A 24644-nucleotide genomic window follows, 5' to 3' on the forward strand; every position below is an offset into this window, starting at 1 on the left:
TTCTTTAGAATTAAGCGTTTCCTTTAGCTTTTTTGATAACTGCTTCTGAAATATTAGAAGGTGTTTCTGCGTAGTGAGAGAACTCCATTGTTGAAGTTGCTCTTCCTGAAGACAATGTTCTCAATGTAGTAACATAACCAAACATTTCTGAAAGTGGCACATCAGCTTTGATGGTTTTAGCACCATTTCTGTCTCCCATGTCATTTACTTGACCACGACGACGGTTCAAATCACCTACAATATCACCCATGTTTTCTTCTGGAGTGATTACTTCAATTTTCATGATTGGCTCAAGGATAACAGCTCCGGCAGCTTTACCAGATTCTTTGTATCCCATTTTCGCAGCCAATTCAAAAGAAAGTGCATCAGAATCCACAGGGTGGAAAGATCCATCTAACAATGTAACTTTTAAGCTATCAACAGCATAACCTGCCAAAGGACCTTGTTTCATTGCCTCACGGAAACCTTTTTCTACAGCAGGAACGTATTCTTTTGGAACGTTTCCTCCTTTTACTTCATTCACAAACTGTAATCCAACTGGAACTTTACCATCCACTTCATCAGCAGGCTCGATTCTAAATACGATATCACCGAATTTACCACGACCTCCAGATTGTTTTTTGTAAGTTTCTCTGTGTTGAGCAGCTCTAGTAAATGCTTCTTTGTACTCTACTTGAGGCTCTCCTTGGTTTACTTCTACTTTGAACTCACGTTTCATACGGTCGATCAAAATATCTAAGTGAAGCTCACCCATACCCGAAATAATAGTTTGCCCTGAAGCTTCATCTGTTCTAACAGTAAATGTTGGATCTTCTTCAGCTAATTTTGCCAAAGCCATACCCATTTTATCAACGTCAGCTTTAGTTTTAGGCTCAATTGCGATACCAATTACCGGATCAGGGAATTTCATTGACTCAAGGATAATTGGGTGTTTTTCATCACACAAAGTATCTCCTGTTTTGATATCTTTAAATCCAACTGCTGCTCCAATATCTCCCGCTTCGATAAATTCGATTGGATTTTGCTTGTTAGCGTGCATTTGGTAGATACGAGAAATTCTTTCTTTGTTTCCAGAACGTGTATTTAATACGTAAGAACCCGCATCTAAACGACCAGAGTAAGCACGGAAGAATGCCAAACGACCTACGAATGGATCTGTCGCAATCTTAAATGCTAAAGCAGCAAACGGCTCTTTTACATCTGGACGACGTAACACTTTAGTTTGATCTTCTTCTAACAAATCAGCATCGTCAGGATGGATTCCTTCGATACCTTCTTTATCTAATGGAGAAGGTAAATATTTACAAACAGCATCTAACATGAACTGAACCCCTTTGTTTTTGAAAGAAGATCCAGCAATCATCGGGATGATAGCCATGTCAATTGTAGCCGCTCTTAAAGCTGCATTGATTTCTTCTTCAGTAATAGAGTTTTCATCTTCCATATACTTATCAAGAAGATTTTCGTCATACTCTGCAACAGCTTCGATAAGAGTTGAACGGTAAGCTTTTACCTCATCAACCATATCAGCAGGAATATCAACAATATCAAAAGTAGCGCCTTGAGTTTCATCATGCCATACGATAGCTTGATTTTTTACCAAATCTACTACTCCTTTAAAGTCAGCCTCATCTCCGATTGGCAAAGTAATAGCAACCGCATTAGATTTTAGCATGTCTCTAACTTGTTGACAAACGCCTAAGAAGTTAGACCCTTGACGGTCCATTTTATTGACAAATCCCATACGTGGAACACGGTACTGATCTGCCAATCTCCAGTTAGTTTCTGATTGTGGTTCAACACCATCTACTGCAGAAAACAAGAATACCAATCCATCTAATACACGAAGTGAACGGTTTACCTCAACTGTAAAGTCAACGTGTCCCGGGGTATCGATAATATTAAAGTGGTAACCTTGAGATTCAGGAATTACCTTTCCTTGAACGGTTGGGAAATTCCAAGTACAAGTTGTAGCTGCAGAAGTAATGGTGATACCTCTTTCTTGCTCTTGCGCCATCCAGTCCATTGTTGCAGCACCATCGTGCACTTCACCAATTTTGTGTGACTTTCCTGTATAAAAAAGAATACGCTCAGTTGTAGTGGTTTTACCAGCATCAATGTGAGCCGCGATTCCAATATTTCTTGTGTATTTTAAATCTCTTGCCATTTCTGATTAAAATCTAAAGTGAGAGAATGCTTTATTTGCTTCAGCCATTTTGTGAGTATCCATTCTCTTTTTAACAGCAGCACCTTCTTCTTTAGCAGCAGCTAAAACTTCAGAAGCTAGTTTTTGAGCCATAGATTTCTCATTTCTTCTACGAGCGTAAAGGATCATCCATTTCATCGCCATAGATATTTTACGGTCTGGTCTGATTTGCATCGGGATTTGGAATGTAGCTCCACCAACTCTACGGCTACGTACTTCTACGTGAGGCATAACGTTAGTCAAGGCGTCTTTCCAAATTTCTAAAGACGATTTTTCAGCGTCTTGTTTTTTACTTTCTACGATATCCATTGCATCATAGAACACTTTGAAAGCGGTTGATTTTTTACCATCCCACATTAAGTTGTTCACAAAACGTGTTACTAACTGATCGTTAAATTTCGGATCTGGTAAAAGAGGTCTTTTTTTGGCCTGTCTTTTTCTCATGTCTTTGCTTTTTAGTCTACAACCTAAAATCTAAAGCCTCAAAGATTTCTTTTTGACTTTTAACTTTCGACTTTCGACTGATTAAAAAATTACTTTTTAGCTTCTTTAGGGCGTTTTGCTCCGTATTTAGATCTTCTTTGCGTTCTTCCTGCAACACCTGATGTATCAAGCGCACCACGAACGATGTGGTATCTAACTCCTGGCAAATCTTTTACCCTTCCACCTCTAACTAATACTATCGAGTGCTCTTGCAAATTGTGTCCTTCTCCAGGGATATAAGCATTCACTTCATTACCATTGGTCAAACGTACACGCGCTACTTTACGCATTGCAGAGTTTGGTTTTTTAGGTGTAGTAGTGTAAACACGCGTACAAACCCCTCTTCGTTGAGGACAAGAATCCAAAGCAACCGATTTACTCTTCTTAGTTATCTGAGTTCTTCCGGTTCTTACTAATTGTTGAATTGTTGGCATAATTAATACTAAAATATATTATGATTTAATTTCCCGCTTTTTACGGGGTTGCAAATGTAGTAATTATTTTTTTTTAAACAAACGTTAATTCATTAATTTTCAAATGAGTGATGATTGTTTTGTTGAAATATATTATTCCGGGAGTTTTTGCGTTACTTTTACCAACGGTTATTAATAAGCCTAAAGTTTTCTTGATAGCCCTGACTGAAGGGAAAAGCATCCCGCCTTTTTTCGGGCGGGATCTTTGGAATGAAGGCAGGAAAATGGATAGCTGACTGGTCCCGACGATTCGCTCCAAAAAATTATGAGGTTACAGAAATTTAGTTTTTTTATTGTTTTTTTAATGTTCCAATTTTCGGGAATTGGGCAGTTGCATCTTAAAATAGAGGGAAGCATTGAAGCTATGAAAGTGGCAGATTCTATTGGATTTGAGAAAAAACATGCTAATGTAAAATCCGTTTTAGATGAAGCTGATGCATTTTTAGACAAGGCACGGAAACGAGGTTTTCTAGAAAGCAAGTTTTTGGGCTCGCGAAGAGAAAATGATTCGGTTTTTGTGTACGATTTTGTGCAGGGAAATTTCACAAAATTTATACATATATATAGGTAGCAATTTTGAGGTGCAAAACCTGGGTGTAATTGATGTGAAAAATGATACGGCAAAGGTACTTCTGTCCGAAACCGAGCCGTTTATGAACCGGATTTTGCAAGCAATGGAAGCGAAAGGTTTTTCGTTAGCTAAAATAAAACTCGAAAAAATTGCTGTTAGAAACGGAAAATTGACGGCGAATTTATTTTTTGATGCTAACAAACAAAGGATTTTGAACGATATTGTGGTGAACGGTTACGAAAAATTTCCGGCGGGTCATAAGAAAGCGATGTTGCGTAAATACCGCGGACGGATTTTCAATAAAAATACTTTGAAAAACGTAAAGCAGGATTTTGATCAATTTTCTTTTGTCACGCAACCAAAAAGTCCGGAAATTCTGTTTATGCAAGACAGCACTAAGATTTTTGTGTTTTTGGAAAAGGCAAAACCCAACAGGTTTGACGGTTTTATTGGTTTCGGGAACAACGAAGAAGGCGATTTGAATGTAAACGGTTATTTAGATTTGCAGTTGGTAAATTTTTTAAACTCAGGAGAAAAACTGAATATCTATTGGAAAACAGACGGAAATGAACAAACTACGTTTAACGCAAGTTTAGATTTGCCGTATGTTTTTAAAAGTCCTTTTGGGTTGAAAGCGCAACTGAATATTTTTAAGCAAGATAGCACTTTCCAAAACACCGAAACCGCATTGGAGTTGGGCTATTTTATTAATTTTAATTCTCGGGCATATCTCGGTTATCAAGCCACGGAATCTACTAATATTCAAAACAGCAATTCTGGTTTGGTGGCAGATTTCGACAACTCGTTTGTAACGGGAAGTTTTGAGTTTGTAAAGTTTAAGCGAGAAGATTTTTTCTTTCCGGAGCAATCGAAATTTTATTTGAAAGCCGGATCTGGAAAACGTACTTCTGCCTTGTTTACCGACAATCAGTTTTTTGCAAAAGCAGAGGCTTTTTATAATTTTTATTTGAATCAAAAAAATATTTTTCACGCACGTACGCAAAATTATTTGCTGCAAAGTGAGAATTACATCATAAACGAGTTACACCGATTTGGCGGAATTAATTCTGTTAGAGGTTTTAACGAAAATTTTCTTCAAGCGAATATTTTGACATCAATATTAACGGAGTACCGTTATAAATTAGCACCTTCCATTTACTTACATTCCATTGTAGATTTTGGATATTTTCAAGACAAAACTTCAGACATCAGCGATAATTTATTAGGATTAGGTTTTGGTTTTGGAATCTTAACTAAAAATGGCATATTTAACATCATTTACGCTAATGGAACTATTGGTAATCAAGAAATTAAATTGTCCAATTCGCTTGTTCATATCAGTTTTAAAGCGCAATTTTAATTATTATTTTAGCTTTTATTTTAAAGTAATTAAATGTTTTTTAAGAATTAACTTGTTTTGTTAAAATTTTATTAAGAATTTTGAAATAACTAACTCAAAATTTTCTCTAAATGAAAACAAGAATCAAGTGGTCAATACTATTGTTAATGGTTTTGATTACACAAATTTCGTTTGCACAGCAACGATTGGTAAGCGGAAGGGTTTCAGACGCATCCGGTTTACCGCTTCCTGCTGTAAGCGTTACTATTAAAGGAACAACTGGAGGTACACAAACGGATATGGATGGAAATTTCCAAATTTCTGCGAGTCCTGCAGATATTTTGGTTTTTGAATTTGTAGGAATGTTAACCAAGGAACTTCCAGCCACGACTACAACTATGTCGGTTACTTTGAGCGAAAATGCTACCGATTTAGAAACCGTAGTGATTACCGCTTTGGGAATCCGAAGAAAACCTGATGAAATTATCACCGCTTCGCAAGTAGTGAGAAGCAGTGAATTAAATCAGGCCAAAGCACCCAATGCCGTAATTGGTTTAACCGGAAAGGTTTCGGGTTTACAAATTAACACATTAGGAAATGGTGTAAATCCAGAAACTACAATCCAACTTAGGGGATTCCGTTCACTTACCGGAAACAACGAGGCGTTAATTGTGATCAATGGTGTAATTTCTACCGCCGGTGCTTTGGCGGAACTGAACCCGGAAATTATTGAATCGGTTAACGTATTAAAAGGTGCCAGTGGTTCTGCACTATATGGATCTTTAGGATCTAATGGTGCATTAATCGTTACCACCAAAAAAGGGAATAAAGATGCCGAGAAAATGACGGTTTCCATAAATTCTTCGTATGTAATGGAAGAAATTTCTTTACTTCCAAGACTACAAAATCGTTATGGGCAAGGTTACCAAGGTGCTCAAGATTTTGTTGAAAACACCAGTTGGGGAGCAGAATTAGACGGATCATTGCAACCAACAGGTTTAGACCAAATTTTAATGCCGTACAGTTTTATCAAAGATAATTACAAAGGATTTTTTAATACTGGAAATACTGCTTTAAATTCAGTAGCGGTTTCTGCGGGAGACCAAAACGGTTATGTAAATCTATCGATTGGAAACCAAATGACCAACGGTACAATTCCTACCGAAACTTTTAAAAAGAATAACTTTTATTTTAGTGCCGGAAAAACCGCCGGAAAATGGAGCGTCGATGCCAATATGCGTTACACAACCAGTAACCAAAATACTGCCGGAGGAGTTCAAGGTTCCATTTACAACTCACTTTATCAGGTTCCGGTAAACGTTCCGGTCGAGGCTTTTTCAAACGGAATAAATGAAAGCCATTGGACATACTGGGAATTAAGCCCATACTGGAGACTTAAAAACGAAAGAATCGTTTCTAAAGGACAAACTTTTGAAGGTGTGGGAGAATTAGGGTACAAATTCAATAAAAACATCAGTGCGATTTACCGTGCTGGTTTCAGAAGTACTTCTTTCAACGGGTATCAATACTTCAATGGATATACAGCTCCCGTAATTTATTGGGGATCTCCGGTTGATGAAGTTTCGGAATATGGCGTTAGCAATAGCAATACGAGAAGAATTTATGCAGACTTAATCATCAATTTTGATTACATGTTGACGGATGATATTTCTTTTAAAGCCAATGTTGGAAATAACGTCACAAACTGGGAATCAAACGTTATAGCGATGACCGGACAACGTTTGGTAGTACCTGGTCTCTATAATATTGGAAATATCACTGGAAACGTTACGAATCCGGCGGATGAAAAAACGCAAGAACGTGCTTATGCATTCTTCGCAAACTTAGATTTTGGCTATAAAGATTATTTATTTTTGAACTTAACAGCCAGAAATGAATGGACCTCAGTTTTAGCACCAGGTAACAACTCCTATTTTTATCCAAGTGCCGGTGTCTCATTTATACCAACCAAAGCATTTGACGATTTTGGAGGTGAATTTTTGACCTATGCAAAAATTTCGGCTAACATTGTTAAGGTTGGGAATAAAGTAATTGACCCTTATGATATCAACGACAAGTTTCTAACGGCAGCTACGGCAGGATTCCCCTACGAATCTGGAAATTCATTTGTGCAATCTCTAAATATCACGGATGCAAATTTACAACCTGAATTTAACCTGTCTAAAGAGGTGAATATTAACTTAGAATTTTTTAACCGAAGAATTACGCTTGACGGAAGTTATTACTATTTGAACAATACCAACCAAATTTTAGGAATTTCGCCTTCTACGACTTCTGGAGCCAACACTGCTACAGTAAATATTGGAGAAACTACTTCTACCGGAATTGAACTTGATTTAGGAGTAACTCCTTTTAAATCGGAAGATTTTACTTGGGACATGAAATTTGGATACAGCGTTCCAAAAACTACTGTTGACCGTGTGATGCCAACAGCAAATAGCGTAACGGTTGGAGCATCGTATGGAACATTAGGAATTACAGCTATTGAAGGAGAAAGATTTCCGATGTTAGTTGGAAATGGCTACCAAAGAGACGAGCAAGGAAATGTAGTGATTGATGCTACAACAGGCGACCCTTTAACAGCAACCAACGTGAAATTAGGAAGAACAACACCTGATTATATTTTAAATTTCAGTACTAATTTCCGTTACAAAAATTGGACTTTAAGCAGCGTTTTTGATTACAGAACCGGACACGTATTCTGGGCAGGGGTAAAAGATCAATTGGTACAAAATGGAACTGATATCGTCACTGCTGAAAATGGTCGTCAACCATTTATTTTCCCAGGTTCTGTAATTGATGATGGAAACGGTGGTTTTGTAGAAAACACAAACATTACTACTTCTGGCGGACAAGATTATTACACTGGAATTTACCGTGAGATTGATGAAAATTTTATTGTAGATGCAACTGCTTTCAAATGTAGAGAGATTGCTCTTTCTTATACTTTCGGTCAGAAAATGTTGCAGAATACCTTTATCAGCAGTTTGTCTGTTGGGTTGAATGCTAGAAACGTGTTTATGATTCTTCCAAAAGAAAACAGAAATTATGGTGACCCTGAATTCACTACATACCGAGACACAAGTGTGGGTAGACTTCCAGGTATCAATACAGGAAACGAAGCGCCACCAACCAGAACCTATGGTTTTAACGTTAATATTACTTTCTAATAAAAAAAGCAATGAAAAATATAGCTAAATATTTACTTGTAGGAATCACAACATTAGGATTTTTACATTCTTGCGAGGATTATCTCGACGTCAATCAAGACCCGAACAATCCGTCGTCAGAAGTGGTTCAGCCAGAAATTGTGTTGGCAGCAACACAAGTTTATACCTATCGAACTTTGTCTCGAGACATGAACCAACTTGGAAATTTAATGATGAACAACTGGACCAGAGACGTGGGAGTTTCCAATTCAAGTTATTATTTTAACGAACGTACTTATAATGTCACTTCAGAATTTTATTCGGCAATTTGGGAAAATTTATATTTAAGAACTTCTAATTATACTTTTATCCAGAATACCCAAGCCGAAGGATACGATTATTATAAAGCAATCGCTAATATCATGAAATCTTTCTATTTTCAGTATTTGGTAGATTTATATGGCGATCTTCCCTACTCTGAAGCACATAAGCGTGGTGATAATTTAACGCCAACTTATGATGACGACATGGAAGTTTATCGTGATTTAATCGTTCAAATTGACGAAGCTATTGAATTAATTGACAACGCTCCAGCCGGAACTATCAATCCAGGTTCTAACGATGTGATGTTAAACGGAGACATGGATATGTGGAGAAAATTTGCCAACACTTTAAAACTAAGAATTTTGTTGCGAGAATCAGAAAAAGCAAGTTCTGCTACTTACGTTTCTCAACAAATGGCAACCCTAAATGGCGCTGAATTTTTAGGTCCAAATGACAATGTTTTCATTAACCCTGGATTTACAGCCGCTCAAGACAAACAAAATCCGTTTGCAGCACTTTTCCTAAATATCAATGATGCATTTGTTAACAATTATTCCTCTACTGCAGCAACTAAGTACACCATTACCTATTTAACCAATACTAATGATGCTAGAAGAAATAGAATTTATGATGCAGCCTCTAACGGTACTTATGATGGTCATACACAAGGTGACATTTTGACTCCTGCAACAAATTATCCGGTTTCACATATTGGACCTGGATTGTTGATTGATTCTTCTCAAGACGGAATTGTCTTCACAGCAGCAGAAAGTTTATTACTTCAAGCAGAAGCAGTTCAAAGAGGTTTACTAACTGGTTCAGCACAAGATTTGTACGAAAGCGGAATTACTGAATCATACAAATTGCTTGGCTTAACCGCTGCAGACGCTTCGGCTTATTATTCTCAAACATTGCCTTTAGTGGGATGGAGCGGTTCTGCAGGAAATGAAATAGAAGCAATTATTAATCAAAAATGGATTGCCTTAAACGGAATCAACGGTGCTGAAAGCTGGATCGAATATACCAGAACTGGATTCCCTTCACATGTACCAATTTCTCCGGTTGCGATTAGACCGCAAAGACCAGTACGATTGTTATACCCAAGTTCTGAAATTTTAGGAAACACTGCAAACGTGCCGCAACAAGATGAAAGCGAAGCGTTTACGAATAGAGTGTTTTGGAACGAATAAATAAAAAACCATGAAAAACTTTAAAATATATTTTCTGTTAATCGCAACCGCCTTCGGATTAAATTCGTGCTTGGTTGACGACGATGTAGCCACATTTTCCGAAGGAAATTATGTGGTAGGCTTCAACAGCTTACAGCCGTCTTACATTTACACTGATGAAAATACAGAGTCAGTTCAAGAAAAAGAGTACATCAACCTTATTGGTGGAAATAACGGTACAGTTTCTGAAGAGCCAATTACAATTAATTTTGAAATCGACCCTTCAAGTACGGCAGTTGCCGGAACGCATTACGCTATTACAGGAACCGCAAATTCACTAACAATTAATCCAGGAGAAAATTTTGTTGCCTTTCCTTTCACTGTAAATCCGCAAAATTTACCTGATAACCAACCACTAACAATAGTGGTCAACTTAACTCAAGTAACCAATGGTGTAGCAAGTGCCTCAAGACAATCGACCACCATTACCATCGCAAAATGTGCCTCGAATTTAGCGGGAACTTACAGCTTGGTTGTAACCCGTCTAGACAATAATACGGTTTACAATTTCCCTAACGAGGTAATTACAGAGTTATCATTAGGTTCTTATGTAACTTCTACCACGGGTCCTTACGATGATTTAACAGTTGATGGCGCTCCAAGAAATGGCTTCCTCTTCAACGATGTTTGCCAGGAAATTGTAATCGGAGAACAAAACTTAGGGGATTATTTTTCTAATTTGGTTTATGGAAATACCACCGACGGGTCTCATGGTTTCGTTACACTAAATGAAGCTGGCGAAGTAGAATCAATTACCATGTACTACATCATTACTTTCGCCGCTGGAAATAGACAATTTAAAGCAGTTTACACCAAACTTTAATCTTTTTAAATTATGAAAAATAAATTCAACATAAAAAATTGGTTTGCGGTGTTGCTTGCTCCAATGTTAGTGCTTTCTTGTGCCGACGATGATTCAACTAATATCGAAACTTCCGTAAAACCAAACCTTACCGCTGAAGTAACCACATACGATGTTACCGAAGGTGAAGTGGCTTCCCTATCTTTTTTATTAGACAAGCCACATAACAAACCCATTCAATACCGTTTGGTAATGTTAGAAAGTAGCACAGCAACTGATCAGGAAGATTATATTATTCCAGGATGTCGAAGCAACGACGAAACTTGCGTAGCAATTGAAGAAAACGGTGGACCTGTTGGTTATATTTTCGAAATTCCGGCGTATACCACAGAATATACCGTGGATATTACAACCATTCTTGACGAATTTGCCGAAGAAACCGAAACCTTAAAACTTCAAGTCATTTCTAACAGAACTTTGCTTGGTACGGTTAATAATTTATTTATCGACATCAACATTCAAAATGCAACTTCTAACAATCTTTCCATGAGATTAAACTGGGATGGCGTTTTTAATTCAGCTGGAGAGGAAATAGATTTCTGCGAATTAGACATGGACATGGAACTATATGATGCTGCTTTCGACCTAATCGATTACAGTTACGATTATTGTCCTGAAGAATTAATCATGCTTTCTGACGATTTACCTGACGGCACTTACTATCTCGACATCAGTCTTTGGACCACAAGCGGATACGCTGAAAACATTAACGTTCCGGCAAAAGTAAACTTCTTCAAAGCAGGAACCAATTTAAACCAAACCACTGACGTTTCGGCATATTTCCCGATGCAAGATGGCGGTTTAAACGATGGAAATGGAGCTGCATTAGTCACTTTCGAAATTGAAAAAACAGGCAACACTTACAGCATCACAGATCCTGACGGTAACAACGCTTTCCAAGGCAGAATTGCCAATTCAAAATTTCTTGAAAAGTTAAAACGCAAAAATAAAAAATAACCAAAACTCAAAACCACCGCCAAAAACGGTGGTTTTCTTTTTTTAACCAACTTTGTACTATATTTGCCAAATGGAAAAGCAACACCAAATCTTCGGAGTCAGAGCCATTATTGAGGCCATTCAAGCAGGAAAAGAAATTGACAAAGTTTTTGTGCAAAAAGACGCGCAAGGGGACCTCATGAAAGAACTCCTCAAAACCCTCAAAAAACACAGCGTTAATTTTTCATACGTTCCCGTAGAAAAACTCAACCGACTCACGCCAAACAACCACCAAGGTGCCGTGGCTTCCATTGCTCCAATCGCTTTTCACAACATCGAAAACCTTATCGAAACCGTATTAGAATCGGGCAAAATGCCACTTTTTTTAATCCTCGACCAACTTTCTGACGCTAGAAATTTTGGTGCGATTATTAGAACCGCAGAATGTACAGGAGTTAACGGAATCATCGTTCAAAAACAAGGTTCAGCACCCGTAAATGGCGACACCGTAAAAACCTCCGCAGGAGCCGTTTTCAACGTGCCAATCTGCAAAGTCGAGCACATCAAAGACGCCATTTTCCACCTTCAGGCCTCCGGAATCACCACCGTTGCCGCTACAGAAAAAACCGACCAAAATATTTTCGACTGTAATCTCAACCAACCTTTGGCCATCATCATGGGTTCGGAAGATCGCGGCGTCAACCCGTCAGTCCTCAAAATCGTCGATGAAAAAGCCAAGCTCCCCATGTTCGGCAGCATCGCATCCCTCAACGTTTCCGTGGCTTGCGGCGCATTTTTGTACGAAACTTTGCGCCAAAGAAGTTAATTTTTTTGGAGCCATCCCAAAGCATCGGGACAGGCATTTTTTTAATCCATTTTCCCGCTTTCGGCTTTAGGCTTCCGCTTCGCTACAGCGCTACCGCCTCTATCGGGGCTATTGAAAAACTTTTGGCTTTTTTTAATCGTTAGGAAAATTACGGAACGTTCATTTCATCCTCCGAAATTTCCGGTTCAGGTTTGGGAACAATAATATAACGGTACTTCGGACTCAAGGAAAAATAATGGTCCTCAAAGATTTCTTCGTCAATTTTACGCCAAGGCGCGAAATTTCCGTTTTCGTCAAACTGTTGCATAAACTCGTCTTGTTCCTTTCGGTAAGTTGGTTTTTCCCAGTCAAACACAGGCGTCTTCTGGTATTCCGGCGTTTTCATCAACCTCGAAAAAACAAATCCCGTCACAAATCCAGAGAGATGTCCTTCCCACGAAATGCCATCTTCAACATCCGGAAAAACATACCAAATCATCCCGCCGTAAAGCAGTATAATAATAAACGAAACCGCAACCAATCGGAAATATTTAGTCTGGATTCCTTTGAAAAAAATAAACGAAGCCAATACATAAATCAATCCACTTGCCCCAATATGGTAGCTACTTCTCCCGATTAGCCAAGTTAAAATCCCGGAAATCAAAACCCCAAACACAATCACTTTCAACGCTTGATTCCGATAAAAAAAGCGCAAAGCCGCAATCAATAAGAAAAGCGGAATCGTATTATTGTATAGGTGAGAAATATCGCCATGCAAAAACGGACTAAGAATAATGCCCCGCAATCCCTCCAAAGTTCTTGGAAAAATTCCCCAATCGTTTAGGTGAAGTGAGAATCTTATCTCTGCCCAAAAAACAACCCAAATGGCCACAACAGCCGCCAAAGGCCAAGCAATCACCGAAGTTGAAAAACGTAAATTTTTATCATTCATAAAAAAGGCTTGTAATAATTTACCAAACCACTTCAAAAATGTATCCACAAAAAAACATCTGCTATTTTGGCAGGTTAAGAATTAGATAATTTGAAAATTTGATAATTAAATAATTTGGGATTTTGATAAACTTAAATAGTTTGTCGTCATTTAAAAAAACCTAATAGGTTTTTGGAAACCGACGATTTTCCAGAAAACAATCGCTTTTTACGGACGCATTGGTTGTCGGAAAAAAATTCTACTAAATGGCATTAAGGTTATTACGACGGAATTGCGTTTTGGTTTTAAAAGAAAAAGAGGCTTCGTCGTGAAGCCTCTTTTATACGCAGATAGAAAAAAAGAATAATAGATGATAAAATCTAATCTATTTCTTAAGAAATCGAAGTCGATCTCCTGTATCAGGATCGTTAAAAAACCATAAAATTTGATATTGATTACCTTTCTTGTAAACTTTTAGTCCTTCCAAACGTGATTCTTCTTTACCAAAAAAAAGATTTAACTCGTCGGTATCAAGAAATTGATTGTGAATAATGTCCCATTTGCCAGATGTTTCCTGGTTGTCGATTATAACTTGATTTTCATTTAAATCGAAATTATGGACAAAAACATTTTTAGAATTATTTAAAACGAACGAGCCGTTAGAATTGAAATTGATAGAAATACTTTCAATTTTGTCTTTTGAGGACAAAAATTTGTAAGAAAATTTGTCCAGATGCCAGATGCCAACGATATTTTCTCGAGCTAAGTCAATATTTTTTGTTTCTATCTGATTATCTACAGTTCCAAAAAAATTGCATGAAGTTAACGATAATGAGAAAAGAATTAGGAGAAAAAATTGTTTCATTCTATAGCTATTTTTTTTCGGTAATTTTTCGATGCTTACATTTTTACATTTACAGCGTTTGATTTTCTTCATTAATTTTCTTGTAGCATAGTAATAGGTATCGTCTTCAAGATTACGCATTAAAAATACTGTGTTTTCTTGCAGATTTGGTCTAAGAACCATTCTGCCATTAATTTCGTCAGTGATATTTAAATCTGCTAGTCCACTTTTTATTTGATCACAATTGATTACACTTGAATCGTTTACGATAATTGTGTTTTGACTAAATAATTTAGCGGGAATAAGTGTGACGATAATTATTGAAAATAACATTTTCATATTTAATTGGCTTTTATAAAGATTCCCTCGCTCGCACGAGCATCTTGCTCGTGACCATTCTTTTCAATAATGCAATTCATAAATTTCGTTTGAGTATCGCAATATTTATTTAAATTATATTTTACTATTTCTGCACGAGCAAGATGCTCGAGCCAGCTTGGGCTTCATCGTGAAGTTTTTTTTTAAAATTATTGTCATTCCGTGGAAAAGACTCGATATTAAACCTGAATTTTAGTTTGTTTGGTTTGTAGTAGGTTGACAATTAATATCACACTTAAAGCGAAAAAAACTAAAGTAGGCCCAATAAATTCCCAATTAGTAAAAAAATCGGATTTTGATTTATACACAATCCATATACATTGAATAATTATCCCTAACAAATTAAGTGTTCTATTTCTCAAAAAAATCAGAACTAGTCCGATAACCACCGTTAATGCCATAACTGTTTCCGTTTCGAAATTTAAGTGCAATCCACTTTGGGGAAAATATTCGAAAACTTGCAACAACGAAACGAATAAAATTCCTCCGTTAGGTAAATTTATCTTTCCAGTCGGAATTATTATAATTAAAAAGGAAAGTGTATTAAGTATTTTTAAAATTAGTATTTTCATGATTATTAAATATCGCTATTGGTAGGAGCCGTCCCTCCATTAGTATTTCTGGTTACATTTATTGGTAAAGATAAATTTCTTAAAATTTCTCCTAATGTTCCAGGCGTTTGACCTTTCCAGGGACTTGGAGATTCGCAACTCGGAATGTCAATATTCGTTTGGCTCTCAAAAATGAGAATTGCTAAATCCGTGCAGTTCATTGAGCCAAGATTATACTGCGGGTTGCTCAATGCGATATTATTCATGAAACCAATTAAGTTTGATAATTGTATGGCGTTAATCGTCGTAGTCACACTAACGTCGTAAGCATGATTTTCATCATTACCAAAAACACCAGCTACACTAATAAAGTCTCGAGGATCCATTGTGTTAGGATTTGGTAATATAGAACATGTCGAACACTGAGGGTAAAATCCCAACGTTTTAATTTTTGTTCCTTGCTTAATTGAAATAAATGCATGACCGACAGTATCATCACCGTATATTGAATGCGAACCAGTGGTAGGTTGATCTGCATAAAGCGTGATGGTCGCAGGTTCAGAAGTATCAAAACAATTTAAATAATTATGCATATTGACGATTGGAACATTTGGAGCGTCCACAACCGCCTGACCATTTACCAATCCGTCTTCTAAAATATTCAACATGTAAATAATTTCTTGATTAACTTCTTCCAAATTACTACTTAACCCGTGATTTAGAATCTCTTGCATATATTCGCTAACCTCCTCACTCACCACTCCAGTTATTGCACCTTGAGCATCGACAAAATTTTCAATCTCTGCTTTCACATCAGGATGATCGTTCAGATATTTTTGTTGATCAAAATTTAAAGAGTTATCATAAAACGTTTGAAAAAAGCTCTGAAAAACAACTGGTTTTGTAGGGATTTCAATAATGTCTTGACCTGGATTTTCATTGTTGCCCGGGTTTCCACCACCTGAACCTTCGCCACCACCACTGTTAGGACAATCACCCCAAACTGTGTTATAGGCGACTATTCTATTTTCTCCAACTCTACATAATCCACTTACGTAATCGTCAAAGCTATGGGCATTGTTTGCGGCACATATCCAAACCGGAATTTGAGCAATCGGGCATTGCATACTTCCGCCCTTAGCATAAGTAACGCCGGATAATTCCACTTGTGTAGAATTAAATCCTTCAATAGTTCCTGAAAATAATGTGTTCGGATTATTACGGTAACTTTCTAACCAATTATCCGAAGGAAAATATCGGATTACTTTGTAATCAAAATCGTTACCATTTTGCGAAAAATAAACAATATTAGTTATGGCTTGGTCGTTTTCTAAATTCGTTGAAGCTTTTAAAGTGTATGTTATCATACCGTTTTCCATTTCCATATAAAAAATCTCATTGGTAAAAATAGTATGAATCAGTCCAACACTTTCTCTCTGTTTTGAAGCGTCATTTTTCAAAACATCTATTTTCTCAAACTGTAAATTAGATTTTTTCGAAGCAACTTTTTTTTGAAAACTGCTAAAATCAACATTCTTAGCAATCACTTTTTCTCCATGTTCGTGATTATCCTTGACCACTTCCTCAGCTTGACATCCCGCTAAAAAAAAAGCATTACCATAACGCTAAAAAGTTTTAATAAGCGTTGTTTGTTTGTTTGTTTCATGTTTATTTGGTTTTTAAATGTTCCGGTAACAAACGTGGTAGAATTTCAAATATAATAATTTTTGGATAATGTTAACAATTTCTGCGTAATATTTTAGTCTAGTCAAAGCCATAGCTTCCTTATAGATACTTTATTTTTTAGCCCACTTTGTTAAACTCGTTAACATTTTATAAATTCCGAAAATTTGGAATAATATTTTCTATCATTGAAATCAAAAAAACCTAACAAGTTTTGGAAAACTGTTAGGAGAAAACTTGAAACCTGAAACTTTAAAACTCGCTGCCGCGTGAGGGATTGAGCCTTTGTTTGAGCTCGTTTTTTTGGTGTAACGAAGTGGAACCAAAAAAACAGCGAGTGGCGAAAGCCCGACCCAATTTTTGCAGGAACTTTCTAATTGGCAGTTGTATTGTAAATTGGGTCACGCCCAAAAAAAATAAAAAAAACCTGCAGAAAAATGCAGGTTTTGTAAGGTTTACCGGTTGAAGGAGATTTTCTTTCCTACGTTTAAGCCGCTATTTTTGGCGAGAACGCCACACATGTGGAAGAGCATTCTGGCACCAACGTTTCCGTCCCAATCGTCGTCTCCGGGGGCGACTTCTACGAGGTCGAAACCAATGATTTCTTTTCCGCTGTCGGCTAATTTGCTGAGTAAATACGCTGCTTGCTCAAACGAAAATCCGCCTGGAACGGGCGTTCCCGTGTTGGGGCAATACCAAGGATACATGCCGTCGATATCGAAACTGATGACTACTTTTTGCGGAAGCGACGCAATAATTTTTTCGCATTGTTGTGCCCAAGTTGTGCCGGTAAAAGTTTCGGCTTTGAGGTCCATATCGGTGTGAACTAAAACGCGGTCTTTCAAAGCGACTTCCACTTCTTGCTCGCAAAAATCACGGATTCCGACTTGTACAATTTTGCTAATTTGCGGAATTTTTAATGCGTTGTACATGATTGAAGCGTGAGAATAGGTGAAGCCTTCGTAGGCGATACGCAAATCCATGTGGGCATCGAGGTGCAAGATTCCGAAATTTTCGTGTTGTGTTGCCAATGCTTCGTAGTAACCCAATGGCGTGGAATGATCGCCTCCGAGAAGTACCACTTTCTTGCCTTTTTTGGTCCAATGCAACACGCGTTCTTTGACTTGATTGTGGAGTTCGCGACATATTTTGTTGATTTTGTCCAAATCCGCTTGTAAGGCAGGATGACTTTCAATCACTTCGCCACTTTCAAGGGCTTCGATGATGGGTTGTGCTAAACCTTTGTATTTCTCGCTGTCGGATTTCCACTTGTCGGTTTGTTCGTTTAAATCCAAATAGATTCCCAACTTCCAAAGCTCTGGAAATTCTTGGTGGTGCAAATCGACTTGAAAAGATGCGTCGAGTATGGCTTCTGGACCTGATGAAGCCCCAGCTCCGTAACTCACGGTTACTTCCCATGGCACGGGAATGATGATGATTTCACTTTCTTCGGCGGTAAACGGAAGTCCGAAAATGCTTTGGTCTGCAAGACCTGGTTGCGACGGATCGAATGAATTTATTTTTTCTTGTTTGGTCATTGTTGATTTTTTACGCGGATTTTAGCGGATGACGCAGGTTTACGCGGAATTATTTATTTTTTTTATAATCTCAATCTATGAATTTCCCCTTTGGGGGTTAGGGGGCTTGAATCCCAGCTTTTAGTATTTGTCCGAATTCGTACATGTCTTCAAAAGAACAATAAAACGGAACGGGTGCCAATCGGATTACGTTGGGTTCGCGCCAATCGGTAATCACGCCGTTTTTCATGAGATAATCAAATAATTCTCTGCCTTCGCCATGAAGAAAAACGGAAAGTTGACTGGCTCTTTCTTCTTGATTTTTTGGGGTAATTATCTCAAATGTACTCTCTACTTCTTTGTCGATTTCGTGTAAAATAAATTCGAGGTAAGCCGTGATTTGGTTTCTTTTTTCGATTAAGGCATTCATTCCAACTTCGTCAAACATTTCTACCGAAGCCAAATATGGTGCTAAAGTCAATACCGGAAGGTTACTGATTTGCCATCCGTTTGCGCCTTTTTCCGGAGAAAATTTTGGTTCCATTAAAAATCTTCTTTCTTTGTTTTGACCCCACCAACCTGAAAAACGGTTGAGTTCGTAATTGTCATGGTGAATTTCGTGAATGAAACAACCCGAAGCATTTCCTGGTCCGGAATTCATGTATTTGTAGCTACACCAAGCGGCAAAATCTACTTCCCAATCGTGTAAGTCGAGTTTGATATTTCCGGCGGCATGAGCTAAATCCCAACCGACATAAGCGCCAACTTTGTGACCTGCTTCAGTTATTTTTTTGATATCAAAAACCTGTCCGGTGTAATAATTAACGCCACCGATTAAAACTAACGCCAATTCCTCACCTATTTCTTCGATTTTTGCTAAAATATCTTCTAAACGAATGTTATGTTCGCCTTCTCGACGGTGAATTTCTACAATGGCATCATCTGGATTGAAGCCATGGAATTTTACCTGACTTTCAAACATGTATTGGTCTGACGGAAAGGCTTTTGATTCACACAAAATTTTATATTTTTTTTCGGTAGGACGGTAAAACGAAACCATCAATAAGTGTAAGTTGACCGTTAAGGTATTCATCACCGTGACTTCACTTGGCAACGCGCCTACAATTTTACTCAGCGGTTCTGCAAATCTTTCGTGATAATCCCACCAAGGTTTTTCGGCATAAAAATGACCTTCTACGGCGAGTTTTGCCCAATCGTCCATGACTTCATCGATGTAAGCTTTGGTTCTTTTGGGTTGTAATCCAAGGGAATTTCCGGTGAAATAAATAACTTTTCTTCCGTTAACTTGCGGAAAAATAAATTCATTTTTATAATGGTGTAATTTGTCTTGAGCGTCGAGTTGTTGCGCAAATTCTCTGGTATTTTGAAAATCCATCAGTAGGTTTTTAAAATTTTTTAGTTCGTAAAAATAGCAAAAAAGATGCAATTTGCCTTTCGGCGAAAGCCAGAAAAAACAAAATTATGAGCATAAAAAAATCCCGAATTTGCAAACGGGATTCTTGTGAACTTATCTTTTATCAATTAGATGATAAGCATTGCATCACCATAACTGTAAAATTTATAACCTTCTTTGATAGCTTCTTCATAAGCTTTTTTCATCAAATCATGACCTGTAAAAGCAGAAATCATCATCAACAAAGTAGATTTTGGCGTATGAAAATTGGTAATCATACAATCTGCAATGCTGAAATCGTACGGTGGAAAAATAAATTTGTTGGTCCAACCATCGTAAGGATTTAAAGTTTTTGCTGAGGAAACTGAACTTTCGATGGCTCTCATAGTTGTGGTTCCTACGGCACAAACTCTTTTTTTATTGGCAATCGCTTTGTTAACAGTGTTACAAGCTTCTGGAGTGATTTTTAATTCTTCGGAATCCATTTTGTGCTTAGAAAGATCTTCCACCTCAACAGGATTAAACGTTCCCAAACCTACGTGAAGCGTTACTTCGGCAAAATCCACTCCTTTAATTTCCAATCTTTTCAACAAATGTTTTGAGAAATGCAAACCTGCAGTTGGAGCCGCAACAGCACCTTCTTCTTTAGCATAAATCGTTTGGTAACGTTCAGCATCTTCGGGAGTTACCTCGCGGTTGATGTATTTTGGGATTGGGGTTTCCCCAAGTTCGGTTAATTTATTTCTGAATTCTTCGTAAGAACCATCGTACAAAAATCTCAAAGTTCTTCCGCGCGAAGTGGTGTTATCAATAACTTCAGCCACCAGCGAATCATCATCTCCAAAATATAATTTGTTACCAATACGAATTTTACGAGCCGGATCTACCAAAACATCCCAAAGACGTTGTTCAGAATTTAACTCGCGAAGTAAAAAAACTTCGATTCTGGCTCCGGTTTTTTCTTTGTTTCCGTACAAACGCGCCGGAAAAACTTTAGTATTGTTCAAAATCATCACATCACCTTCGTCGAAATAATCAATTAAATCTTTGAACATCTTGTGTTCAATAGTATTGGCTTTTCTATTGACTACCATCAATCTCGATTCATCACGGTTTTCTGCAGGGAATTCTGCTAAAAGTTCCTTCGGAAGGTTAAAATTGAAATTTGATAACTTCATTATTTTTTGTTTAGAGTTTAAAGTTCAAACGCTTTCTATTCAAACGCCTGCAAATATACGATTGCCAAATAGGGGTTGTCAAGTGTTTTAGAGTTTATTTTGAAGAAAGCAGGATTGGCGCAATTTGCCAAAGAAATTATGGTGGAAATTTTTCAATTTTAAATCCGATTTTTTGCAAATCTTCCCAAAATGTAGGATATGATTTTGATACTACTTCAGCTTCTTCAATGATGATAGGTGTTTTTATTGCCAAAGGTGCAAAAGCCATTGCCATTCGATGATCTTGATAGGTTTTTATAGCAATATTTTCGTTGATTTTATTCGAAATTTCTAAAATTAAACTATCATCTGTAACTGAAATATGGGCTCCTAATTTTGTCAATTCGTTTCTTAAGGCTTCTAATCTGTCGGTTTCTTTGATTTTTAGGGTGTGTAATCCGGTGAAATGACAAGAAACCCCGAGTCCGAAACAAGTAACCGCAATGGTTTGTGCAATATCAGGTGACGATTTTAGATTTATAATTTTTGATTTAGGATATTCTGAATGGGTTTTTTTAATTGAAATTGAATTTTCTGAAAAAATAGTTTCTACGCCAAAATCTTGATAAATTTCCGTTACAACCGCGTCACCTTGAAGGCTATTTTTTTTATAATTTGAAAGTGTGATTTGTGCGCCAATGTTTGATAGTGCTACAATTGAATAAAAATAAGACGCCGAAGACCAATCGGATTCTACAGTTAGGAGATTGGAGTTTGGAGTTTTGAGTTTTGAGTTTTGAGTTTGGAATTTGGAATTTGTAAATTGGAATTTCTTTACCTTTATTATATTTCTTTCAAAAGACGTTTCTACGCCAATTTCGTTAAGCAATGCCAAAGTCATTTGAATGTACGGAACAGAAGTGATTTCGCCTTCGAGTATTAATTCTAAACCGTTCTCCAGTTTTGGAGCGATAAGCAACAATGCCGAAATATATTGACTGCTGATGTTGGCGGCAAGCGTTACTTTATTTTTTTTTAAATTTTTTCCGATGATTTTCAAGGGCGGATAACCTTCCTGGTTTTCATAAAAAATCGCAGCACCAAGTTCCCGGAGTGCTTCGACCAAAATTTTTATGGGCCGTTCCTGCATTCTTTTGGAACCGTTTAAAATCACTTCACAATTTTCTTGAATCGCAAAAAAAGCAGTCAGAAATCGCATGGCGGTTCCGGCGTGATGCACGTTTATTTGGATAGGATTTTTTGGGTTTTGTGTAGAATTTTTTATTGCCTCCAACATCACTTCGCTATCATCGGAATTAGAAATTTTTTCGATTTGAAAGTTTGGAAACAATGCCTGAAGCAATAATAATCTATTGGTTTCGGATTTACTTCCCGTGATGGTTAGCGATGCATTTGAAATAATTTGCGATTTGGATAAGCGAATGTTCATGCCCAAAAATAAAAAAAGCGTTGCAAGACCGCAACGCTTTTAAAAATTATTTGAGTTTTTCGTTATTGTGATGCCGATCGTGATCACGTTTGGTTTTCAAGTCCATTTTTTTATTGAAAGCTTCCTGCAAGTCAACACCCGTTTGGTTTGCCAAACATAAAACAACAAAAACTACATCGGCTAGTTCTTCGCCTAAATCTTTATTTTTATCCGATTCTTTTTCTGATTGTTCGCCATATCTTCGGGCGATAATTCGCGCCACCTCACCTACTTCTTCGGTAAGTTGTGCCATATTTGTCAATTCATTAAAATAACGAACTCCGTGATTTTTAATCCAATTATCAACTGCTAATTGTGCATTTTTTATTTCCATGTTAAACGCGCTTTAATACTACTTTTTCATTTTGTTTTTCAATCATTGCCTTGTAAAAATCCTTCAATGTTGGGTAATAATCTGGTGCGATATTGTACAAATTGATGTCAAAAGACACTGATAATTGAATGGTATTATTATTTTGGGAAATATTGTAAGTATAACTTCCGATATTATTTTCCATTGAAATAACAATTGGTTTTGGCAAGGATTCGATTACATAACCATCCGGAACATTGATGGTAAATTGATAACGATCATTAAACGGGAACGGATATTCTACCGGAAATTCACGAACTTCTTGTTTAAAAGGATTTTCATTTTGGTAAAATTGTAACATAGGTGTAAAATAAATTTTGTCTCCAATAATATCTGCTGATGCCGAACGTGTAAAATCAAACGTTTCAATCATCGGTTTTGCAAGTTCCTTTTCGTTAGTCGTTGTATGTTCATTCACTTCGCTGTTGGCCAATCTTTTTTCAAGTCCTTCTAAATAAGATTCTTTGGCCATTTTTGAAAAATGTTCTCTGAACAAAAAAGCATTGTAATCAAAATATTGTCTTCTCATTTTTCCGTTTAAGGTTCCTTCTTTGTCAAGTGAAGCCAAAACAGTAACCACTTCTTTAGAATTAAAATGAGGCATCAATTCAATTTCCACCGACGTTTTATTTGGACGAATTAAACGGCCTATCCAGTTTAAGGCTCTCAGCGGCAAAATATTTGGCATTGTATTTTTGGAAGTCGCATCTAACAAAACTCTGGTTTCGGCATCTAAATCTACTGCAGCAATGACGTAATTATAAGCCGTTCTGTTAGGGAAAAGCGCCACTCCATTAGATCGTGTACTTACCAAAACAGGATTAGCATCGAGTTCTGCATAGCGTAACATTGCTGTTAACATCAAATTAATTTCGGCTACATTTCCGGTTTTTTCATTGTACGCTTTTTTCACGCCTTTATCGCAATAGTAGCCAAATTTATCATTAAAAGTCATGCGCGATTTTACATAATTAAACACCACCATCATTTTTTCTTGGCGCGAACTTACATTCTGGATTAATGGTGCCAAATCTTTTTCGAAATAAGATTTATAATCTAATTCGTTACCAAAATCTTTATCTTCATAAATGGTTTTTACAACCGAAGGCCAATCGGTCGAAAAATTTTCGGTCATGCCACCCGGACTTGTGTAAGACGCCAATTCATAATTGATTATCGAGGTATAATTATCAAGATTATTCACATAATTTTCATCTTTTAACGCTTTCACATTTTCTGCGGTGTAAATTACTTTCGATTCGTTAAATCTTTTCGAAGGTTCTTGAACAACGGTTTCCGTTCCAGCTTTTACATCGGCATAACCTCTTAAAAATCTCGAATAAATAAAATATTGCGGAATATTAACCTGCAACTGCACGGAGTTTACCGGAATGTAGTGCTGGAATCTAAATTCTGGCAAAGCCACAAAATACGGCGTTTTTAGCGTGTAACTATATTCAATAATAGAGCCTTCTTTTACATTTGGCAAGGCGATTTTTTTAATAGAATAATTTCCGTTTACCACTTCTTTAAATTCTCCGTCGCTTTTAAGTTTGGTTTTTTCGACCTTACCGTTTACCAAATTATATGTTGCAGCATCATCAAAGTAAAGCCGAACTTGTTTTCCGCCGGTATAATAAGGAACTTCTTCGGTTGCATATTCGTAACCTTCTTTTTTATAAATTTTGATTTTTTTCTTTATTTCTTGAACAAAAATCCAAGCACCTTCACCATTTACCTCAAAATAATACCTTCCGGACTTGAAGAGATAAGCTGCCGCTGCCGAAGTATCTTTTGGATGTTGGGTTTCTTTTAATTCGTCTTCGGAAACTTTTCCAAATTCCATTTTTTGCCCAAAAACCTGTATTGCGCCAAAAATCAAAACAAGGCTTAAAATTTTTTTCATGTT

19 protein-coding genes are annotated in these 24644 nt (G+C 37.0%); 7 read left to right on the forward strand and 12 right to left on the reverse strand.

Annotation, left to right across the window (positions count from 1 at the left end):
- Positions 1–10: 10 nt before the first annotated feature.
- From fusA to rpsL, 3 genes are all read right to left on the reverse strand, one after another.
- The gene (gene fusA, locus GV828_RS00860; protein ID WP_166535575.1) at positions 11–2167 is read right to left on the reverse strand and encodes an elongation factor G; all 2157 of its coding nucleotides are present in this window, start codon (positions 2165–2167) and stop codon (positions 11–13) included.
- Between the two features lie 6 nt (positions 2168–2173).
- Entirely contained in the window at positions 2174–2650 is a 477-nt protein-coding gene (gene rpsG, locus GV828_RS00865; RefSeq protein ID WP_166535576.1) for a 30S ribosomal protein S7, read from the reverse strand.
- Positions 2651–2739: 89 nt separating this feature from the next.
- A complete protein-coding gene (rpsL, locus tag GV828_RS00870; protein WP_007136570.1) occupies positions 2740–3123 on the reverse strand; it encodes a 30S ribosomal protein S12 in 384 nt (127 codons plus the stop codon).
- Between the two features lie 304 nt (positions 3124–3427).
- On the opposite strand from rpsL, the gene GV828_RS13140 reads away from it, so the two are divergent.
- The 7 genes from GV828_RS13140 to rlmB all read left to right on the forward strand — a co-directional run bounded on the left by GV828_RS13140 (position 3428) and on the right by rlmB (position 12419).
- The gene (locus GV828_RS13140; RefSeq protein ID WP_235935393.1) at positions 3428–3733 is read left to right on the forward strand and encodes a hypothetical protein; all 306 of its coding nucleotides are present in this window, start codon (positions 3428–3430) and stop codon (positions 3731–3733) included.
- An 82-nt stretch (positions 3734–3815) separates the two neighbouring features.
- Complete coding sequence (locus GV828_RS00875; RefSeq protein ID WP_235935394.1) at positions 3816–5093, forward strand: BamA/TamA family outer membrane protein; 1278 nt, start codon at positions 3816–3818, stop codon at positions 5091–5093.
- 110 nt (positions 5094–5203) lie between these two features.
- The gene (locus tag GV828_RS00880; RefSeq protein WP_166535577.1) at positions 5204–8263 is read left to right on the forward strand and encodes a SusC/RagA family TonB-linked outer membrane protein; all 3060 of its coding nucleotides are present in this window, start codon (positions 5204–5206) and stop codon (positions 8261–8263) included.
- Positions 8264–8274: 11 nt separating this feature from the next.
- Complete coding sequence (locus GV828_RS00885) at positions 8275–9756, forward strand: SusD/RagB family nutrient-binding outer membrane lipoprotein (RefSeq protein ID WP_166535578.1); 1482 nt, start codon at positions 8275–8277, stop codon at positions 9754–9756.
- Positions 9757–9766: 10 nt separating this feature from the next.
- Positions 9767–10618: a hypothetical protein gene (locus tag GV828_RS00890; protein WP_166535579.1), complete on the forward strand. Its 852-nt coding sequence runs from the start codon at positions 9767–9769 to the stop codon at positions 10616–10618.
- A gap of 12 nt (positions 10619–10630) precedes the next feature.
- A complete protein-coding gene (locus tag GV828_RS00895; protein WP_166535580.1) occupies positions 10631–11614 on the forward strand; it encodes a hypothetical protein in 984 nt (327 codons plus the stop codon).
- A gap of 70 nt (positions 11615–11684) precedes the next feature.
- Entirely contained in the window at positions 11685–12419 is a 735-nt protein-coding gene (rlmB, locus tag GV828_RS00900) for a 23S rRNA (guanosine(2251)-2'-O)-methyltransferase RlmB (RefSeq protein WP_166535581.1), read from the forward strand.
- A gap of 148 nt (positions 12420–12567) precedes the next feature.
- On the opposite strand, the gene GV828_RS00905 is transcribed toward rlmB, so the two are convergent.
- The 9 genes from GV828_RS00905 to GV828_RS00945 all read right to left on the reverse strand — a co-directional run bounded on the left by GV828_RS00905 (position 12568) and on the right by GV828_RS00945 (position 24641).
- Positions 12568–13350 (reverse strand): rhomboid family intramembrane serine protease, encoded by a 783-nt coding sequence (locus GV828_RS00905; protein WP_166535582.1) that lies wholly within the window; start codon positions 13348–13350, stop codon positions 12568–12570.
- A gap of 364 nt (positions 13351–13714) precedes the next feature.
- Positions 13715–14512: a hypothetical protein gene (locus tag GV828_RS00910; RefSeq protein WP_166535583.1), complete on the reverse strand. Its 798-nt coding sequence runs from the start codon at positions 14510–14512 to the stop codon at positions 13715–13717.
- Positions 14513–15128: 616 nt separating this feature from the next.
- Positions 15129–16682 (reverse strand): hypothetical protein, encoded by a 1554-nt coding sequence (locus GV828_RS00915; RefSeq protein ID WP_166535584.1) that lies wholly within the window; start codon positions 16680–16682, stop codon positions 15129–15131.
- 558 nt (positions 16683–17240) lie between these two features.
- Positions 17241–18323 carry an agmatinase family protein gene (locus GV828_RS00920; protein ID WP_166535585.1) on the reverse strand — a complete coding sequence of 361 codons (1083 nt, stop codon included), beginning with the start codon at positions 18321–18323 and terminating at the stop codon, positions 17241–17243.
- 97 nt (positions 18324–18420) lie between these two features.
- On the reverse strand, positions 18421–19698 hold the full coding sequence (kynU, locus tag GV828_RS00925) for a kynureninase (protein ID WP_166535586.1): 1278 nt from the start codon (positions 19696–19698) through the stop codon (positions 18421–18423).
- Positions 19699–19844: 146 nt separating this feature from the next.
- Complete coding sequence (gene queA / locus GV828_RS00930) at positions 19845–20894, reverse strand: tRNA preQ1(34) S-adenosylmethionine ribosyltransferase-isomerase QueA (RefSeq protein ID WP_166535587.1); 1050 nt, start codon at positions 20892–20894, stop codon at positions 19845–19847.
- Between the two features lie 136 nt (positions 20895–21030).
- Positions 21031–22323, reverse strand: coding sequence for a 3-phosphoshikimate 1-carboxyvinyltransferase (locus tag GV828_RS00935; protein WP_166535588.1), 1293 nt, complete (start codon positions 22321–22323; stop codon positions 21031–21033).
- A gap of 46 nt (positions 22324–22369) precedes the next feature.
- Entirely contained in the window at positions 22370–22696 is a 327-nt protein-coding gene (locus GV828_RS00940) for a nucleotide pyrophosphohydrolase (RefSeq protein WP_166535589.1), read from the reverse strand.
- Position 22697: 1 nt separating this feature from the next.
- Entirely contained in the window at positions 22698–24641 is a 1944-nt protein-coding gene (locus tag GV828_RS00945; RefSeq protein ID WP_166535590.1) for a DUF3858 domain-containing protein, read from the reverse strand.
- Positions 24642–24644: the final 3 nt, after the last annotated feature.

The sequence above is a fragment of the Flavobacterium ichthyis genome (assembly GCF_009915155.1).
Classification (GTDB): domain Bacteria; phylum Bacteroidota; class Bacteroidia; order Flavobacteriales; family Flavobacteriaceae; genus Flavobacterium; species Flavobacterium ichthyis.